The 16,495-nt window shown below is 66.1% G+C and carries 15 protein-coding genes; 8 read left to right on the top strand and 7 right to left on the bottom strand.

Annotated elements, in window-relative coordinates:
• Nucleotides 1–356: 356 nt before the first annotated feature.
• The 3 genes from ACYQ8L_RS13575 to ACYQ8L_RS13585 all read right to left on the bottom strand — a co-directional run bounded on the left by ACYQ8L_RS13575 (nucleotide 357) and on the right by ACYQ8L_RS13585 (nucleotide 5,193).
• Nucleotides 357–1,583, bottom strand: a complete 1,227-nt coding sequence (locus tag ACYQ8L_RS13575; RefSeq protein WP_459942347.1) for a hypothetical protein — start codon at nucleotides 1,581–1,583, stop codon at nucleotides 357–359.
• A 128-nt stretch (nucleotides 1,584–1,711) separates the two neighbouring features.
• A complete protein-coding gene (locus tag ACYQ8L_RS13580; RefSeq protein WP_459942348.1) occupies nucleotides 1,712–2,494 on the bottom strand; it encodes an outer membrane lipoprotein-sorting protein in 783 nt (260 codons plus the stop codon).
• Between the two features lie 56 nt (nucleotides 2,495–2,550).
• Nucleotides 2,551–5,193: an efflux RND transporter permease subunit gene (locus tag ACYQ8L_RS13585; RefSeq protein WP_459942349.1), complete on the bottom strand. Its 2,643-nt coding sequence runs from the start codon at nucleotides 5,191–5,193 to the stop codon at nucleotides 2,551–2,553.
• A gap of 194 nt (nucleotides 5,194–5,387) precedes the next feature.
• Between ACYQ8L_RS13585 and ACYQ8L_RS13590 the strand changes: the two genes are divergently transcribed.
• The gene (locus ACYQ8L_RS13590) at nucleotides 5,388–6,956 is read left to right on the top strand and encodes an HD-GYP domain-containing protein (protein WP_459942350.1); all 1,569 of its coding nucleotides are present in this window, start codon (nucleotides 5,388–5,390) and stop codon (nucleotides 6,954–6,956) included.
• Between the two features lie 15 nt (nucleotides 6,957–6,971).
• On the opposite strand, the gene prmA is transcribed toward ACYQ8L_RS13590, so the two are convergent.
• From prmA to ACYQ8L_RS13610, 4 genes are all read right to left on the bottom strand, one after another.
• Nucleotides 6,972–7,826 carry a 50S ribosomal protein L11 methyltransferase gene (prmA, locus tag ACYQ8L_RS13595; RefSeq protein WP_459942351.1) on the bottom strand — a complete coding sequence of 285 codons (855 nt, stop codon included), beginning with the start codon at nucleotides 7,824–7,826 and terminating at the stop codon, nucleotides 6,972–6,974.
• A gap of 12 nt (nucleotides 7,827–7,838) precedes the next feature.
• Complete coding sequence (locus tag ACYQ8L_RS13600; RefSeq protein WP_459942352.1) at nucleotides 7,839–8,258, bottom strand: hypothetical protein; 420 nt, start codon at nucleotides 8,256–8,258, stop codon at nucleotides 7,839–7,841.
• A 349-nt stretch (nucleotides 8,259–8,607) separates the two neighbouring features.
• The gene (locus ACYQ8L_RS13605) at nucleotides 8,608–10,182 is read right to left on the bottom strand and encodes a sensor histidine kinase (protein WP_459942353.1); all 1,575 of its coding nucleotides are present in this window, start codon (nucleotides 10,180–10,182) and stop codon (nucleotides 8,608–8,610) included.
• Complete coding sequence (locus tag ACYQ8L_RS13610; protein WP_459942354.1) at nucleotides 10,179–11,609, bottom strand: sigma-54-dependent transcriptional regulator; 1,431 nt, start codon at nucleotides 11,607–11,609, stop codon at nucleotides 10,179–10,181. The genes ACYQ8L_RS13605 and ACYQ8L_RS13610 overlap by 4 nt, the downstream gene beginning before the upstream one ends.
• A gap of 464 nt (nucleotides 11,610–12,073) precedes the next feature.
• Between ACYQ8L_RS13610 and ACYQ8L_RS13615 the strand changes: the two genes are divergently transcribed.
• From ACYQ8L_RS13615 to ACYQ8L_RS13645, 7 genes are all read left to right on the top strand, one after another.
• Nucleotides 12,074–12,313, top strand: coding sequence for a hypothetical protein (locus tag ACYQ8L_RS13615; RefSeq protein ID WP_459942355.1), 240 nt, complete (start codon nucleotides 12,074–12,076; stop codon nucleotides 12,311–12,313).
• A 37-nt stretch (nucleotides 12,314–12,350) separates the two neighbouring features.
• Nucleotides 12,351–12,797: a response regulator gene (locus ACYQ8L_RS13620; protein ID WP_459942356.1), complete on the top strand. Its 447-nt coding sequence runs from the start codon at nucleotides 12,351–12,353 to the stop codon at nucleotides 12,795–12,797.
• 95 nt (nucleotides 12,798–12,892) lie between these two features.
• The gene (locus ACYQ8L_RS13625; protein ID WP_459942357.1) at nucleotides 12,893–13,150 is read left to right on the top strand and encodes a hypothetical protein; all 258 of its coding nucleotides are present in this window, start codon (nucleotides 12,893–12,895) and stop codon (nucleotides 13,148–13,150) included.
• A 187-nt stretch (nucleotides 13,151–13,337) separates the two neighbouring features.
• Nucleotides 13,338–14,408, top strand: a complete 1,071-nt coding sequence (locus tag ACYQ8L_RS13630) for a cytochrome c3 family protein (protein ID WP_459942358.1) — start codon at nucleotides 13,338–13,340, stop codon at nucleotides 14,406–14,408.
• A gap of 2 nt (nucleotides 14,409–14,410) precedes the next feature.
• Nucleotides 14,411–15,067: a cytochrome b/b6 domain-containing protein gene (locus tag ACYQ8L_RS13635; RefSeq protein ID WP_459942359.1), complete on the top strand. Its 657-nt coding sequence runs from the start codon at nucleotides 14,411–14,413 to the stop codon at nucleotides 15,065–15,067.
• Nucleotides 15,068–15,100: 33 nt separating this feature from the next.
• The gene (locus ACYQ8L_RS13640; RefSeq protein WP_459942360.1) at nucleotides 15,101–15,898 is read left to right on the top strand and encodes a HAMP domain-containing protein; all 798 of its coding nucleotides are present in this window, start codon (nucleotides 15,101–15,103) and stop codon (nucleotides 15,896–15,898) included.
• Between the two features lie 104 nt (nucleotides 15,899–16,002).
• Nucleotides 16,003–16,470 carry a hypothetical protein gene (locus ACYQ8L_RS13645; RefSeq protein ID WP_459942361.1) on the top strand — a complete coding sequence of 156 codons (468 nt, stop codon included), beginning with the start codon at nucleotides 16,003–16,005 and terminating at the stop codon, nucleotides 16,468–16,470.
• The last annotated feature ends 25 nt before the right edge of the window (nucleotides 16,471–16,495 follow it).

Raw genomic sequence — 16,495 nt, forward strand, 5'->3', positions numbered from 1 at the left:
TTCCGGCGGTTGGGTGGGGCCCCCCCCCCTAAGCGGCCCCGCCACCGGGGGTTGGGGGGCGGTGCGCGGTTAGGGGAACGCGGAGGGTGAATGGGTAAACCCCGCCGGGCGCCCGGGCCGCCGCGGGCCCCCCCGGGGGGCCCGCCGCGGTCGATTCCTGTCAACCCGGCGCCAATAGAGGCGCACAAGGAAGTTGCCAGGGCATGGGGCTTGTTCCCGGCCGTGCGTGAGTGCGGCATCCGGCCACTGTCGTGGCCACGCCCGGCGCGCCAGCAGGCCCCCTCTTCGGAGGGCGTTTGCCACCGGGCAAATAGCCGCCCAGCCTCCCAGCTTCCTAGCTTTCCAGCCTCCCAGCCCTAGAAACTGTACCGCACCCGCGCGTAGACGTTGGTGTTGTCCTCGAACTGCCCGAAGAACGTGTCGTCGTGGGCGCCCAGGAAGACGTTCCCGCCTACCGTCACCAGGACCTCGTCCGAGACCTTGTAGCTCGCCTTGGGCCGCAGGTAGGCGTCGTCCTCGGTGGGCGAGTAGAAGGCAAAAAGCGACAGCGTCAGGTTCTGCTGCAGAAAGAGCCCCGTGTACCGGGCCGTGAGCCACCAGCGGTTCTGGTCGGTGAACCCCACGTCGGGGTAGTCCATTGCCCGCTCCAGGTAGGCCTGAAGCCCCAGCGTCTGGTCCCGGGCGATCTCGTGGGAGAAGCTCGCGAGCCAGCGCAGTTGGGAGTTGGGCACCGTGGGATCGTCGCCGTCCAGGTCGTCGAGGCTCCGGTACCAGGCGAACTCGGTGGAGGCGATGCCGCCCAAAAGGGCCCCCCGGGCGCTCGCGCCCCAGGCCTCGAGCTGGGGGAAGTAGGCCCGGTTCGCGCCCATGTCGAACCCCTTGGGCTGGCCCCAGTGTCCCCGGTAGCCGTAGAGCGCGGTCTCCCACCCGGCCAAGGTGCCGTAAAGCCGGGCCGCGAACGATCCCTTCCCCAGGCTCCGGTCGGGCTCGTCGGGATCGATCTCCGGGTCGTCCGGGCCGAACCGCCGGCCGGCCATGGGGTTCCAGTAACTGATACGCTCCCCCGAGATGAACCCGTCGGGCTCGAACACGGGCATCCAGGCGAGGTCCAGGTTCCAAAGGTCGCCGTACCACGAGGCCCGCAGGGCGTCCGAGGGCTTCTTGAGGTACTCGTCGTCCCGCCCGATGAAGAAGCTCTGCCAGTCCTTGGGGAAGAGGTCGTTGAGGAAGATCAGATCCCCGGTACCCCATGTGAGCACCTGGCGGCCGATCTTGAGGTCGAGGCTGTCGAGCGGGGTGAGAACGATGTTGGCCTCGCGCACGTCGATCTGGCTTCCGCCCTCGACCCCGTCGTGGAGGAAGTCCGCCCGGAACTCCATGGTGGCCGCGTCCACCTCGTGGATGAGGTCCACCTGGAACCGGGCTTCCTCTAGAAGGATGTCGTCGTCCGTGGTCTCGTCGTTTACCACGCGGCTGGCGGCGGCCGCCTCCACGAATCCGTGAAACGGCAGGTCCTGGGCCGCGGCCGGCGCCGCCGCCACAAGGGCCAGAAACGCGGTCCACACCCGTTTGTGTCCGTGCATGGAAGAACTCCTGTGGTCGGCCGTGGGTCGTAGGTCGTAGGTCGTTCGTCGTGGGTCGTGGGTCGTGGGTCGGGGGGGGCAGGGCGGCTGTCGCCCCGCCCTCCCGGCTTCCCAACCTCCTCGCAGCGCTACCTCCGGATGTACTCCCGGGGGGGCTTTCGGAGGTACCGCTCGGAGAACACCTCCTCCGAGATGCCCTTGTTGTACTCGATGTCCTTGAAGGTCAACTCGGTGTAGCCCCCGGTCTGGAGGTCGCTCATCTTGGCCTTGGTCACCGTGGGGATCCCCTGGATCTCCTTGACCTCCAGCACCTCCATGCGGCGGTACACCTTGCCCTGGCCGTCGTAGTACTCCGCCTTCATCGGCAGGAACGTGGTCTTGTCGATCCACACCAGGTAATGGGCGAACTCCACGTTGGAGGGATCCTTCGGCACATTGTCGAGCACGTAGTACTTTTCGGTCTCCTCCTTGAGGGTATGGGTGTCCTCGGCGGGATTGCGGCCGGAGACGTCCTCGTAGAAGAAGTGGGAGCCCACGAAGCTCGTTCGCTTGTCCGAGGCCGCGATCCGCTTCACGAGATCGAGGGCCGGCAGGTAGAGCCACCGGTCGTCGTCCCGGTCGATGTGCTTGTGGACCATGAACACGGTCTTTCGCACGTCGCCCGGGCGGTGAAAGTAGACGTAGTAGAACTGCTCGCCCCCGTCCTCCTTGTCCTTCCGGAGGATTGTGAACTCCCGCTCCCGGGTGCGGCCCTCCTTGTCGTAGATCACCATCTCGGCCCGGGCCATGCCGTCGTCCCCGGCGTAGTAGCTGGCCAGGTTGGCCTTGTGCACGATCTCGTCCACGGTGAGGGCCCCGGCAAGGGGGGCAACCAAGAGGGTCAATGCGGCGGCGATCCAAAGGCGCTTCATGGCGAACCTCCTGTCAGTTCGGTCGTCGGTCAACGGTCAACGGTCTTCGGTCGTTCTCAGGCCGCGGCCTTCTGCCCGAGCTCCCGGCGCTCCTTCCGGAACAAGGGGCCCCGGAGCACCTGGATCATGGCGGGCAGGATCACGAGGGTAGCCACGCCCGACACGGCCATGATGGTGGCCAGGAAGAAGCCCACGGTCTTATATGGCACGAGCGGCGCCAGCAGGAGCGGCAGGAACCCCACGGCGATCACGATGGCGTTCCGGGTGATGGCCCGGGCCGGGGCCATGGACATGAGGGTCGCCGTCTCGGCCCAGGAGCCCGTCTCCCGGAACAGTTCCCGGGCCCGCTCGATGTAGTGGATGGCGAAGTCGACGCTCATGCCCAAGGTGAGGCTGGAGAGCACGGCCACCGGCATGTCGTAGTCCTTGCCCACGAGCCCGATGAGCCCGTAGATGAACGCGATCGTGACCGAGAGCGGGATCATCGACAGGAGCCCCCACAGCACCGACCGGAACAGGAACACCATCATCACGAACACGATGGCGAAGCTCCCCAGGAGGCTCGAGAGCATGCCCTTCACCATCTTCTCCTGCCACACCACGTTGAGATAGGTGAGCCCGGCCCAGGCGTGCTGGAGTGCCACGGGCGGCGGATTCTTCTCGAAGTACCGCTCCACCTCCCGGACCACGGCCTCCATGTCCTTGTTGTCGCCGCTCTTGAGCTGGAACCAGAGGTTCGTCTTCCGGAAGTCGGGGGTCACAAAGTGCCAGATGTCCTCCGGGTCGTGGCTGCCCTGGTACGAGAGGATCGTCTGGGCCACGGCCGCCGGCGTATCGGGAATCCGAAGCGCCTCGGGTTTGCCCTCGAACAGCTCCATGTGGACCTTCTTCACGATGTCGGTGAGCCCGTTCGTCTTGCCCACAATGTGGTGCGTGGCGAGGTGCTTCTGAAGCCCCTCCACCCACCGGAGCACCTCGGGATTCTTGAAGGTGTGGAGCGCCGTGCGCTGGTCCTCGAGTCCCTCGGCGAGCACGTCCAGGGCGTCCAGAACCTCGACCTGGTCTTCCGGGACCTCGTCGTAAAGTCGGTTGAGTTCATCGGCCAGGGCTTCCACCACCCCCACGGGGTTCGGGCGCTCGGCCTTGGCCTCCTCGGCCTCCAGTTCCGCGAGTTTCCGGCGGAGCTTCATCACGGTCTCGCGGACGGCCTCGCTTTCGGCCGCCTCGGTTTCCTCGGCCAGGAACCGGTGCACCGGCGCCAGGGAGGCCTTCAGGCTCTCGGCCGTGGCCGGGGGTTCCAGGATCAGGTAGGCTTCGTAGGTGCCGCCGAAGTGGCGGTTCAACACCTCATCGGCCACCCGGATGGGATGGCTTTTCGTAAACCATTTGACCGGGTTGTCGTTGATCTGGATCCGGCTGATCCCGTAGGCCGAGATGGCGAGGATCACACCGGTGAGGCCGAGCCATAGCTTCGCCCGTTCCCGGGTGATCCGGCCGCCCCATACCAGCAATCGAGCCAGCGGCGAGTGGCCCTCGTCCTCCTCCCCGTGGGCCGTGGCCCCGAAGTTTTCGAGTTTTCGCTCCGGGATGAAGAGCAGGATGTACGCCGGAACGAGGGTCACCGTCAGGACCCACGCCATGCCCACCCCGAGGGCCACGAACAGCCCGAACACCTGCACCGGCGGGATCGGCGTGAGCGCGAGGCTCGCGAACCCGGCCGCGGTGGTGAGGCTCGTGTAGAGCATGGGCATGAAGAGTTCGCCCATCACCACGTAAAGGGTTTGCTTGCGGTCCTTGTAGAGTTGGTACCGGTCGAAAAACACCGAGAGGATGTGCACCGAGTCCACGACCGAGATCGGCATCAAGAAGATCGGGATCATGGAGCTCATGATGTGCACGGTGTGGCCGGTGCTGATCAGAGCCCCCATGGTGAAGATCACCGTCAGCATGGCGACCACCATGGGCGAGACCACGAGCACGAGCTTCCGGAAGAAAAAGAGCATCAGAAGGAACACAATCAGGCCGGCGAGCGGCGCGGAGATGGCCATCTGCTTGAACATCTCCACCCCGAAGGTGTCCTCGGCCACCGGCAGGCCCGTGAAGTGGTACCGCTCCGGCCCCGGCGGCTCGGCCGCGATAAGCGCTTGGATCTCCTGGCTCACCCGGTGGGCGATGCTCTTCTTCTCGATGGGCACGTAGATCGCGAGCGCCTTGCCGTCCTCGCTCACCAGGGTGCCGTAGAGGAGCGGGTTCGCCATGGCCCGGTCCCGGATGTGGAGCGCCTCGTCCCGGTCCTTCGGGGGCCGCTCCATGAGGTATTTGAACCGCACCGACCCCAACCCGGCCTGCAGGATGTCGTCCACCGTGCTCGGGGCCATGAGGTCGGAGGTGACCACCCCGTCGATCCGCTTGATGCCCTCGGTGATCCGGTAGACCTTGCCCAGGGTCTCGGGGTTGAACACCCCGTCGGGGTCCTCTTCGTTCACTACCCCCAGCACGATCATGTCCGACAGGGCGAACTCGCGCTTCATCTGGTTGTGGAACACCCGAACCCATTCCTGCTCGCTCAGCATGTTCTCGGGGTCGGTGTCCACGCGGATCGTGTGGACCCGCACCAGGGCGATGGCGGTCACGAGGACCGAGAGGAACACGACCCATTTCGGGTGGTTCACGGCGAACTGGGTGATCTTGCGGCCCATGGAAGCTCCTCCTCCAACGAAGTCGACGTGCCGGTTTGGGTTGTGCGCCCGGTTGGATGCAGGCTCGGCCGAAAGGATACAGGGCGGGAAACATACGTCGGATTCCGAGAAGTGCAACCGGGCCTAAAGTTCCCGGGGTCCCGTGCCGAACCGGGACGAGATCGGCGAGGAGCGGGGGAGGGGGAGGACGGCGCATGGAGGCGGGACGCGTGGGGAAGATCCTGTGGTCGACGGCGGAGGCGGGGCTCGGTGGGTTCCCGGCGGGGGCGTACCGGGTGGAGGTGGAACCGGATCCCCTGCTCGTGATCGAGCGGGTCGAGGCGGCCCGGGCGGCCGACGACCCCTATGCCGTGTGTTTTGCCGCCTGGGGCCTGGGCCGGTGGGGCCGGGAGGAGGTGGCCGACCTGTTTCGCGCCGCGCCGGACCTTTTCCTGGTGCTAGAGGGTCCGGCCGAGGACCTCCCGGGCCTCGACGATCTGGGGGCCTGGGCCCGGCCCGACCACTGCCTGACCTTGCCCCTTCCCGCCCCGCCGGCGCTCCGGCGCTCCCTGGCCGAGCACCTGGCGGCCCGGTGGGTCCAGGAGGAGGCCGACCGTAGGCGGGTGGCCCTCCTGGAAACCGAGGCCCGCCGCGACCGGGCCCGGCGCCGGAGCCACGAGCAGCGGCTCCAGGTGCTCTACGGCATCGTGGAAAAACTTCACGGCTCCGAGAGCCTCGAGGAGGCCCTCCACGTGGCCCTCGGGGAGATGAGCCGGTTCTTGGGAGCCACCACCGGGTCGCTGCTGCTCCTCGAGGGGGACGACCGGCTGCGGGTGGTCGAGGCCGTGGGGCCGAGCCGGCAGAAGATCCGGGGCATCGAGGTGCCGCTGGCGGAAAGCCGGGTGGCCCGCCACGCCCTGGCCGAGGGAAAGCCCATCCTGGTCGAGGACATCCGGGACAACGACCGGTTCCACGATGCGGCCGACGGTGTGCGGTACCGCCCCCGCTCGTTTCTGAGCGTGCCGCTCTTCGCCGACGGGGTGCCGCTGGGGGTCCTGAACTTTGGGGGAGACGACCCGGTGCGCCGGTTCGGCCCCCACGACGAGCGGCTCGTGGTGACCCTGGGGCGCCAGGTGGCCGTGGCAGTGGAAAAGGCCCAACTCCTGGACGGGCTGCGGCGCACGGTGACCGAGTCGATCCGAGCCCTGGCCGGGGCTATCGAGGCCAAGGACCCCTACACCCGGGGCCATTCCGACCGGGTGACCCACTATACCCGGCTGATCGCGAAGGCCCTGGGCCTCCCGCCCGACGAGGTGGACGTGGTGGTACGGGCCGCGGTGCTCCACGACGTGGGGAAGATCGGGGTGCCGAGCGCCGTCCTGAACAAACCCGCCCGGCTCGACGAGGACGAGTTCCGGCTGATCCAGCGCCACCCGTTGGTGGGCACGGAGATCGTCCGGGAGATCCGGGCCATGGGGGAGACCCTGTCCATCATCCGGCACCACCACGAGCGCGTGGACGGCCGGGGCTACCCCGACGGCCTGGCGGGCGAGGGGATCCCCCTGGGGGCCCGGATCCTGGCCGTGGCCGACACCTTCGACGCCATGACCTCCGACCGGCCATACCGCAAGGGGCTCCCCAACGAGGTGGCCTACGAGGAGATCGAGCGCTGCTCGGGGACCCAGTTCGACCCCGAGGTGGCCCGGGTGTTCCTGGAGAATGCCCCCTCGTGGCCCGACCTGGAGCCGGTTGTCGTCCCTCCGGTGGAGGCGGCGGCCGGGTAGGGCGCGGGGGCGGGCTCAGCCGGGCCGCCGGAGCACCAGGGCGGCCCACTCCCCCTCGGTTTCCTCCCGGACGGGTTCGAGTCCCTGTCCCCCGTACACCCGCGCCGCGGAGGCGGCCTCGGAGGTGAGAAGGCCCGACAACACCAGGGTGCCCCCTGGGGCCACCCGGCGGCCGAGTTCCGGGGCGAGGCCCAGGAGCACCTGGTAGAGGATGTTGGCCACCACGAGCGGATAGGCGCCCCGGAGGCTCCGAAGATCCCCGCACACCACCCGCAGCCGTTCCACCACGGCGTTCGCCCGGGCGTTCTCCCGGGTCGCCTCGGCGGCCAGGGGGTCGATGTCCAGGGCCACGGCGCGGCGCGCCCCCAGCAACAGGGCCCCGATCGAGAGGATCCCCGACCCGCAGCCCACGTCCAGCAGGTCGGCCCCGGGCCTCGCCGCCAGTTCCTCGTCCAGGAGCCGAAGGCACAGCCGGGTCGTCTCGTGGGTGCCGGTGCCGAAGGCCCGGCCCGGGTCGAGCCGGATCACCCGCACCGCCCCGAGTTCCGGCGGCCAGGTTTCCCACGAAGGGCACACCCCCAGCCGGGCCGAAACCCGGCTGGGCTTGTAAAAGGCCTTCCAGCGGTCCCGCCACCCCTCCTCGGGCTCGTCGTCCCACCGCCAGCCCACCGGCGCCCCCAGATCCAGGGCGTAGCGCTCGATCCGCGCCTGCACCCGTCCGCGCTCCGCGGCGGGGAACCAGGCGACGAGGGCCTCGCCCTCCTCCGCGGTCCCGGGGGCACCCCAGTCCACGAGGAGGGCGCCGAGGGCCTCCCGCACCTCGGCGGGGGCCGAAACGGTGAGTCGGTTCCAGTTCTCAGATAGGCTCATGGGCGAGTGTGGTCAGGTATCGGGGTGTTGGTCGGGTGTTCTAGTCGCGTGCAGCCGTTTCCAGGCCCACCGGCCCAGGAGCACGGCCTCGGCGGCGTCGGGTTTGAGGGGCGTGGGCGGTGCCGCGCCGACCTCTCGGGCGAAGCGTTGGGCCGCGGCCAGGGCGTGGCGCTTGGCCTCGGCGCCGGAGCGGCGCTGGCGGGGCAAGAGCATCTCGGCCCGCCACTGGTCGGCCTGGGTCACGAGCACCCCGAGCCCCCGGCGGCGGGCCTCCTTTTCCCAGAGATCCCGGAGGGGCCCCCCGCCCTCCAGGACCACCCAGGCGAGGCCGGGCAACTCGTCGAGCCACCCCCGCACGGCCCGGCGGAGCCTCGTGCGGTCGGGTAAGTGCCTGGTGCGGGCCCACAGCAGCCGGCCGTCGACGGTAAACAAGGCGAGTCCCGTCCTCAGGCCTACGTCCACCGCGAGAAGCCAGGAAAGGGGGGGCCCCCTTCGTCCTCCCGGCGGTGGGGGAGATTCCCCGTGGGACGATCGAGAGTCCATCGACGAACGGTCAGCCATATTCCGGCCGTCAAATGGGCCCGCCCAGGGAATGGGGCCTGCTTCTGGCCGTGTGTGAGTGCGACTCCGGCCACTGTGGGAACCATGCCCGGTGCTCCAGCAGGCCCCATGGCCCCGGCCGTGTCTATTAGCCGCCGGGGTAATAGATACTGCGCTCACGCGGGGCCCGAAGCAAATCCCCTGGCCGCGTGATCTCCTTTCGCTCCCGGGTACCTGGGAATTAGGCGGCTTGCTGTTCGACCGGCGGCCGGGGGAGTCGCACGCGGAAGGTGGTTCCGTGCCCGACGGCGCTCTCCACATCGATGGTGCCCCCGTGGTTTCGGACGATCCCGTAGGAAACCGAAAGTCCCAGTCCGGTGCCCCCGGACTCTTTTGTGGTGAAGAAGGGGTCAAAAATCTTCGGTAGGTTTTCCTCCGGGATTCCCACACCGGTGTCGTGTATGGCTATCTCCACGAAATCGTTTACTCGCACGGCCTCCACGAAAAGGTCCCCAACGCCCTCCATCGCCTGGGCCGCGTTCAGGATCAGATTGAAAAACACCTGCTCCAACTGATTTGCGTCTACCATCACCTCCGGGAGATCCGGGGCGTACGCTCGTCGGACCCGCACGTTGTGAAAAATGGCCTGTCCTTCAAAAAGCCGCAATGTCTGGTCGAGAAGTTTAGGCAGGGAGCAGGGGCGCTTCTCGGGCACGCTCTCCCTGGAGAAGTCCAGCAATCCCTTGACGATTCGCGCGCACCGGTGGGTTTCGCCCAGGATCTGCTCTAGGTCCTCCCGGATCCCAGGATCCACATGGTCGTTGTCCCGAAGTTCATCCCGGAGGAGGGAGGTCATAACCAAGATCCCCGTCAGGGGATTGTTGATCTCGTGCGCGATTCCGGCGACGAGCTCCCCCAGCGCGGCGAGTTTCTCGGCCCGCACCAGTTGGGATTGCATGTTTCGAATCTCCGCGGTGCGTTCCTTCACCCGTCGTTCCAGTTCTTGCGTCCAGGATTCGATCTGTTCTCTTGCGACCCTGAGTTTCTCGGTCATGTCGTTGAACGCGCGGGCCAGGTCTCCGATTTCGTCCTTGGCGCCGGCTGGTATTTTGTGATGGAAATCGAGGTTGGCGACCCGGCGAGTGTGTTCGAGGATCTCGCGGACCCTGCGGCTTACGAGTCGTTGGACGAGCAAGGTGAGAGAACCCGCGAGCGCAAAAAGCATGACAAGGCTCGTTAAGATAAGGCGCTGTGTGTACGCCGCTGTCTGCGCCCGTACCCGGTCCAATGAGACCACCGTGTCTAAGACGCCCAAAACCCTTTGCCCGTCGGGATGTACGTGACAATCGGCCGATGAGCACTGCGGGTTGTTGTAAATTGCCTTTGTGATGCCCATCACTTCGATGCCGTCGGGCCCTTGGAAGACCCGACTTCGATTCATTGGGGGGGCATCGGCGAGCGGAATTTCGGACGAGTGACATACGTCGCAAGCGGCCGCGGATTTATCCAGGTACGAGCCGATTTCGTCGGCCATGGTGGAAAAGATGATGCGCCCCTCTTTGTCGATCAACCGGATCGTGCGGATTTCTTTGTGGTTTCCAGCCTCTTGAATCAACCGGTATACGCGTTCCCTATTGTCTTGCAGCATGTCATAGTGAGTTGTGCGAACGATGGTTTCGCTAACATTGTCTGCGGCTGCCACGGCTTCTTCCATGAGCAGTTGCCGAATGGATCGGACCTTGAGGTAATAGAACGGCATCGTCGTGACAACGATTGCCGCGCTGATACCAATCGTCAGCTTGGAGGTCAGAGTCATCCGGTCGCTTCCGGCGAGGCCGCGTCCGATGCGCGGGCGTCTCGAAGGGAAATCCCCAGCTTCCGCATCATGGCGTGGAAGTTGGGTCGGAGGATCCCGGTTTCCCGTGCAGCTTGACTGACGTTCCAGTTGTTCCGCTTCAGGGCTTCGAGAACGAAGGCGCGCTCCACCTCCTCCACGGCGCGTTCCCTCGCCCTTCGCTTCGCCTCCTTCAACTCTTCCACCGACTGGGGCGGGCCGATGTCGCCCGAAGGGGCACTTTTCGGTTCGTTCAATTCCAGGTCTTCCCGGCGGATCCGATCTCCCGGGCACAGCACGACCGCCCGCTCCACGAGGTTTTCGAGTTCTCGAACATTCCCCGGAAAGGAGTAGGCCTTGAGGGCGGCAAGGGCGTCCGGATAGAACCCTTGGATTTCTTTCCCCAGCTCCGCCGCGTAGCGCTCCGCGAAGATCTGGGCGAGCAGTTCCACGTCTCCTTCCCGCTCGCGCAGGGGCGGCAAACGGATGGGGATCACGTTCAGACGAAAATAGAGGTCCTCGCGGAACTTCCCCTGCTGGACCAGTTGGTTGAGGTCCTGGTTTGTCGCGGCCACGAGTCGGACGTCGAAGGGGACGAGGGCGGTGGCGCCGATGGGGATGATCTTGCGTTCCTGAAGGGCTCGGAGGAGTTTTGCCTGGACTGTGAGGCTGATGTTCGACACCTCGTCCAGAAACAGCGTGCCGCCGTCGGCTACCTTAAGGAGCCCCACCTTGGTGCGGATCGCGCCGGTAAACGAGCCCTTTACGTGTCCGAAAAGTTCGCTTTCGAGGAGTGTCTCCACGAGGGCAGTGCAATCCACCGCCACAAAGGGACCCTTCGCCCGGTGACTCGCCTCGTGGATCGCCCGGGCCACCAACTCTTTGCCCGTCCCGCTTTCCCCCGTGATCAAAACGGTCGCGTCCGCGGCGGCCACCTGAACAATCCTCTGATAGACCTCCAGCATGGCGGCGCTGCGCCCCAGGATCGGGCCGTGGCCGAGGGAGTCGGGAGGCAGCGTGGGTGCTGGGGTGTCGGGTCCCGCCTCGGGGGACTCTAGCGCGGCCCGAACCTTTTCCCGGATCGCTTCCGGGGTGAAGGGTTTGGCCAGGTAATCGAGCGCTCCCTCCTTCATCGCCTCGACCGCGGTCTCCACCGTGGCGTACCCGGTGATCACAATCACGCGGGCCCGCGGCTGGAGGATGCGAATCGCCTTAAGCACCTCCAAACCGCTCATCCCGGGCATCTTTAGGTCGGTTAGGACCACATCGAAGGGGACCTCCTGCACGCGTTGCAGTGCCTCGGCCCCGGAGGCGGCAACCTCCACCTCGTACGCCGGCCCCCTGAACACTTTGCGAAGGCTTCTCCGAACAATGGGCTCGTCGTCGACGACAAGGATCCGGTACGCCATGGGTCCTCCTCCCCTCTTGAAGCAAAAAAATCGCAACGGAAAGCCCGGCAGCTTGTTCTGTGTTGCACAATCTTGAGCCAATAAAGCGCGCGTCCAGGGGGGTGTCAAGGTTTTCATGTGAATTCCGCGTGAATGAATTGCCGAGAGATAACCTCGGTATTCACGCGGTCCGGGCGAGGCGTTGCATCCGAACATCTTGGAAACACAAACCTTTCTCGGTTCCCAAACGGACCGGACGGATCGGAGCCGGGTGGGGCGGTGTATACCAAACCTGTACAGCCTGGAGGCGCCCGCGTCCGAAAGATTCGGGGGGTTGGATAAAATAATGAGTCATAACAGCTAATTAAGGAAATATCGGACGCGGCGGATGGATGCTGTGCGAGTTGGCACATACCGTGCACTCTCCGGGGGCGAACGCGGTCGGAAAGCGAGGGCCGGCGAAGGCCGGGAAAAGGAGGGATGCCATGAACACGAAGAGGATGCTTTGGGCGCTGGTTGGAACGGTGGTGGAAGGCGCGTGGGCGGTGGCGTTCGCGGCGGGGGGCGGGGCAGGGGGAGGCGGGGTGAGTTGGTTGACCGTGGCGTTTCTGGCCTTCGGCGGGCTGGTCGTTCTCACCCAGGCACTGCCGGCCGTCCTGATGGTGGCCGTGATGCTCCGCGGGTTAATCGCCGAACCCCGCGAGGAAGCAGGTCCCACGCGGTGAGGCGCCCCCGTTCCCGGGGGGCGGAAAGGAGAGCCGCATGCGAGGCGTAATCGTGGCGGACGGCGACCCGGAAGCCCGGGTGCGATTGGTGACACAGTTGCGGTCCGAAGGCTGTTCGGTGTTCGCGACCGACTCGGCGGCGGAGGCGGTTGCGGCGGTTCTGAGGGGAGAGGGCCCCGTGGTGGTTGTGGGATCCCGGGTGGCGGGCATGAGCGTCGTGGAGTTGTTGGGAATTTTGGAGAGGTGCAAACGCCCCTTACGGGTCATCGTGGCCACCGAGGAGACACGAATTCCTGCGCTGCGGCGCATCCGGCAGGAGCGGGTGTTCTACATGCTGGCCAAGCCGTTGGAAGCCGACGACGGGGCGGAGATCCGGCAGGCGGTACGGTGCGCGCTGGCCTCGGTGGATACGGAGACCCGGCGAAGGGGTAACGAGGAACAGGTCGGGATGCTTCTCGACCCTGTCTTGTTGAGGTCCGGCTGAAGAGCCTTGTTTCGGCCTTTGGTGTCGGTGGGGAAGGGACTCTGCGAAGTGTTTTTCAACAGCGGTGCGCCGAGGGCGCACGGAAGGAGGCGACCATGTGGCGGGCGATCCGAACGACGGCGGCAGCGGCTCTTGTTCCGGTGGCTTGGGTGGCAACGGCGGTGGCGGCCACCCCCGGGGTCCGCGAGGACCGAAGCGGTCTTCTGGTCTGGGCGTTTTTCGGGGTATGCGCCGTGATCGTGGCGGCCCAGCTCATCCCGGCCATCCTCATGCTGATCGGTGCGGCCAAGGGCGTCGCCCAGAGCCTCACGGAAAAGCACCCGGCGACGGAGGAGGAAACGGTCGGACGTTGAGCAAGAGAACAGGCCGGTGGGACTACGGATCTTGCGCCCGCCGGCCTGCCTCGTTCCGGGATCACGCGGCGTCGCCCCTTGGGGCACGCCCTATTGGGGGAAAAGAGAAACCAGATCGAATCTGCGGCTCGTTTTCTCGGCGGTCGTTCGAACGCCGAGCGTTTCGGCGAGAGCAAAGGAGAAGACTATGACAACTCGGCTGGCATCGCGGGGTCGCACCGCTTCGTGGGTTTTCGCCCTGGCGCTGTGCTGGGCGCCCGTGGCGGGCCTCGGGTGGGAGGCGGAAGACTGTGTCGACTGCCACGGGGATCGGACCATCGTGGAGGGTGGGAATCCCCGCCTTTTCGTGAATGTGGAAACCTTTGAACGGACTGCGCATGCGGAGGTGGGCTGTCCTTCGTGTCACGACGGGGTCACGGAAGACCATCCGGACGACGGCATCCGGCTCGGCCGGGTGCAGTGCGGGGAGTGCCACGCCGACGTGGACGGGGAATACCAGACAAGCGTGCACCGGGATCACGCAGCATGCACCGATTGCCACGACCCGCACCGGGTGACGTCGCTTGCGGGGACGCTGGCCATGGAGATGAACGACGCCTGCCGGGAGTGTCACGATCTCGACGGTGTGCTCGGCACCCATTCGCCCTGGTTGGCCCAGGCCGAACTACACCTCGTGCGAGTCCCGTGCATCACCTGCCACACCGGGTCCCGGGCTTACACCATCAGCTTCTATGTGGTCCGGAGGGGGCGGGTTTCCTTGGAACCCGGGGAATGGAAGCGGCTGGTGGAGGCGCCCGAGGTCGCATTGGTAACGGGAAACCTCGGGCCGAGTCAGGCCGTTGACCGGGACGGAGACGGTGTTGTTTCGGTCCGTGAACTTGTGGAGTTCAACCGCCGGTGCCGGAAGGCCGGGTTGGCGTTGTGGGCCATGCTCACTCCGGAACGGGCGAGTCACCGGTTCGATATCCTCGACGATCGGTGGGACTGTACGTTCTGCCACGTTAAGGGGCGGGACGCGGCCCAGAAGAGCGCTCTGGTTCTGCCCGAGAGAGACGGCTTCGTTCGGCTGCCGATCGAGCCCGGTGCCATCCTCGAGGCGATTTACGGGAGCCCGGATTTCCACATGGCCGGGGTGACCCGATCGCCGGTTCTCACCCGGCTGGGCCTTTTTATCGTTGCGGCGGGGGGCGCGTTCGTGCTGGCCCACGGGTCGCTTCGTCTCGTTACCCGCGGCCGCCGCAAAAGGGAGGAGGGCTGATCATGAACTCCAAGCATCGCGTGTACCTGACCCCCACGCCCGTTCGGGTGTGGCACTGGCTGAACGCCTTCGGAATCCTCGTGCTGTGCGTTACCGGGGCCGAGATCCGGTTTCCCGACATCGTTCGCGTGTTCGGTGACTATCGGGCCGTGGTCCGACTCCACAACGCCGCCGGGGTGGTCGTGGCCCTCTCCTACACCATTTGGTTTGTCTACTACGCCGTGGTCGCCCGCCGGTTGGTGCGGCTGTACGTGCCGACGAAGGGGGAACTCCTGTGGGGGCTGCCGCGGCAGGCGGCGTACTACTTTTATCATTACTTCCGGGGCACTGCCCCCAACCCCCACCGCCCGGCACCTGGCGATAAGTTTAACCCCTTGCAAAAATGTGCCTATCTCGTGGTCATGTTCATCCTCACGCCGCTGGTCATTGTGAGCGGCCTTCTGCTCCTGAATGTGGCCCCCCTGCGGGCCTGGGTGACCTCGGTGGGTGGGTTGCGATTCTTGGTGGAGTGCCATTGGCTTTTGGCCTGCATGTTTTTTGCCTTCGTGCTCGTCCACGTGTATCTCGCCACGATGGGGCACACGCCGTTTGCCCATATCGAGGCGATGTGGACCGGGTGGGAGGAACACCCGGCCCACGACGCTACGGAGGCTGCGTAGCCCGTCGGGGCAACGGGAAAGCGAGGTGATCTCATGGCACGCACGATGTCCTTGCGGGCGTTGATTCCCATTGTGGTTGCCGTGGGGGGGTTGGTCGCGGTGTGCTCCCTGTTGCTGTACTCTGGAATCCGGGCGGATCTGATGAAGGGGTACGTTCTGCACGCGACCGAAACGGCCCAGTTGATCGTCAGGTCCGCGAAGGACGCCATGCTCAAGGACGACCGGGAGTCGCTTCAGAACATCGTGGCGAACGTCGGGGAGGAGCAAACCGTCGACCACCTCAAAATCTTCAACAAGAAGGGGGTCATTGTGTTCTCGAATCGGACGTCCGAGGTGGGGGGCATCGTGGACAAGTCCTCGGACGGGTGCGCGATGTGCCACGCCTCGGACGTGCCGCTCGAGCGGGTCGGCCCGATGGAGCAGGCTCGGGAGTATGTGAATCGGCAGGGGGAGCCGGTGCTGGCCATCACCGTTCCCATCTACAACGAACCCGGTTGCTGGAATGGGGCGTGTCACCGCCACCCGCCCGACCAGAACGTGTTGGGCACCCTGGATATCGGGCTTTCCACGGCGGCCCTCCAGGAACAGCTCGCCACCCTGAGGCACCGCCTCATCGGGTTTGCCGTGATGGTCACGGTGTTGTGCGCGGCGGGGGTGGCCGCCCTCCTCCTCCTCACCGTGATCGCTCCGGTCCAACGATTGGCGGTGCAAGCGCAGGCCGTCCTCCGGTTGCGGGGTCGGGCCGACCTTTCGGGCGGGGAGTTGGAGGTGCTCTCCGAGGCCTTGCGCTTGTTGGAGCCCCGGGGGAAAGGTGGGGGGCCAGGCGGGTAGGGAGGATTCGGTCTGGGTTCGGCGGGCCCCTCGGCCCGCCGGGCCGCCCCACCCGCGCCGGGGCATAGGTTCAACGGTTGGAGTGACCGACGGAGCGCCGGGACATGACGAAGGGACGCCGGGGATCAAAGCGGCAAGGGGGAGCCCCTCGGGGCTGGCTTCCCGGGCTGGTGGGGAGCGACAGGCCGGAGTGGGGGTTCTGGCCCATGGTCCTCTTTGTCGCTCTGTGTCTATGGGTGAGGCGCGGATGCTCCGGGGTTCCCGAGCGGGTGCGCGGGTTGCTCGAGACCCTCGGTCCGCCGCCTCCCGTGGCGTGGATCGACGCGGTGTTCGTGTTGTACGCCTTCTCTGCCATGGTACTGAGTCTAACCCGAATGGCCCACCCCGACCGACCTGGAACGGGCTTCCAGCACCTCGGGTATCTGGCAGGGTTCTTTCTCTTCTACGGGGCTGCGGGAACCCTTCGCGACCACTACTGGGCCCTGCTGGTGGGAGGGTTGGTGATCCTCTCGTTGGAGGCATACCGGCACTGGCTTTTCCTTCGGGAGGGAAGCCAACAGGGGAAACCCTGACGAGGTGCTCACCCCTTCGCAGGTG

Source organism: Deferrisoma palaeochoriense (genome assembly GCF_054656955.1).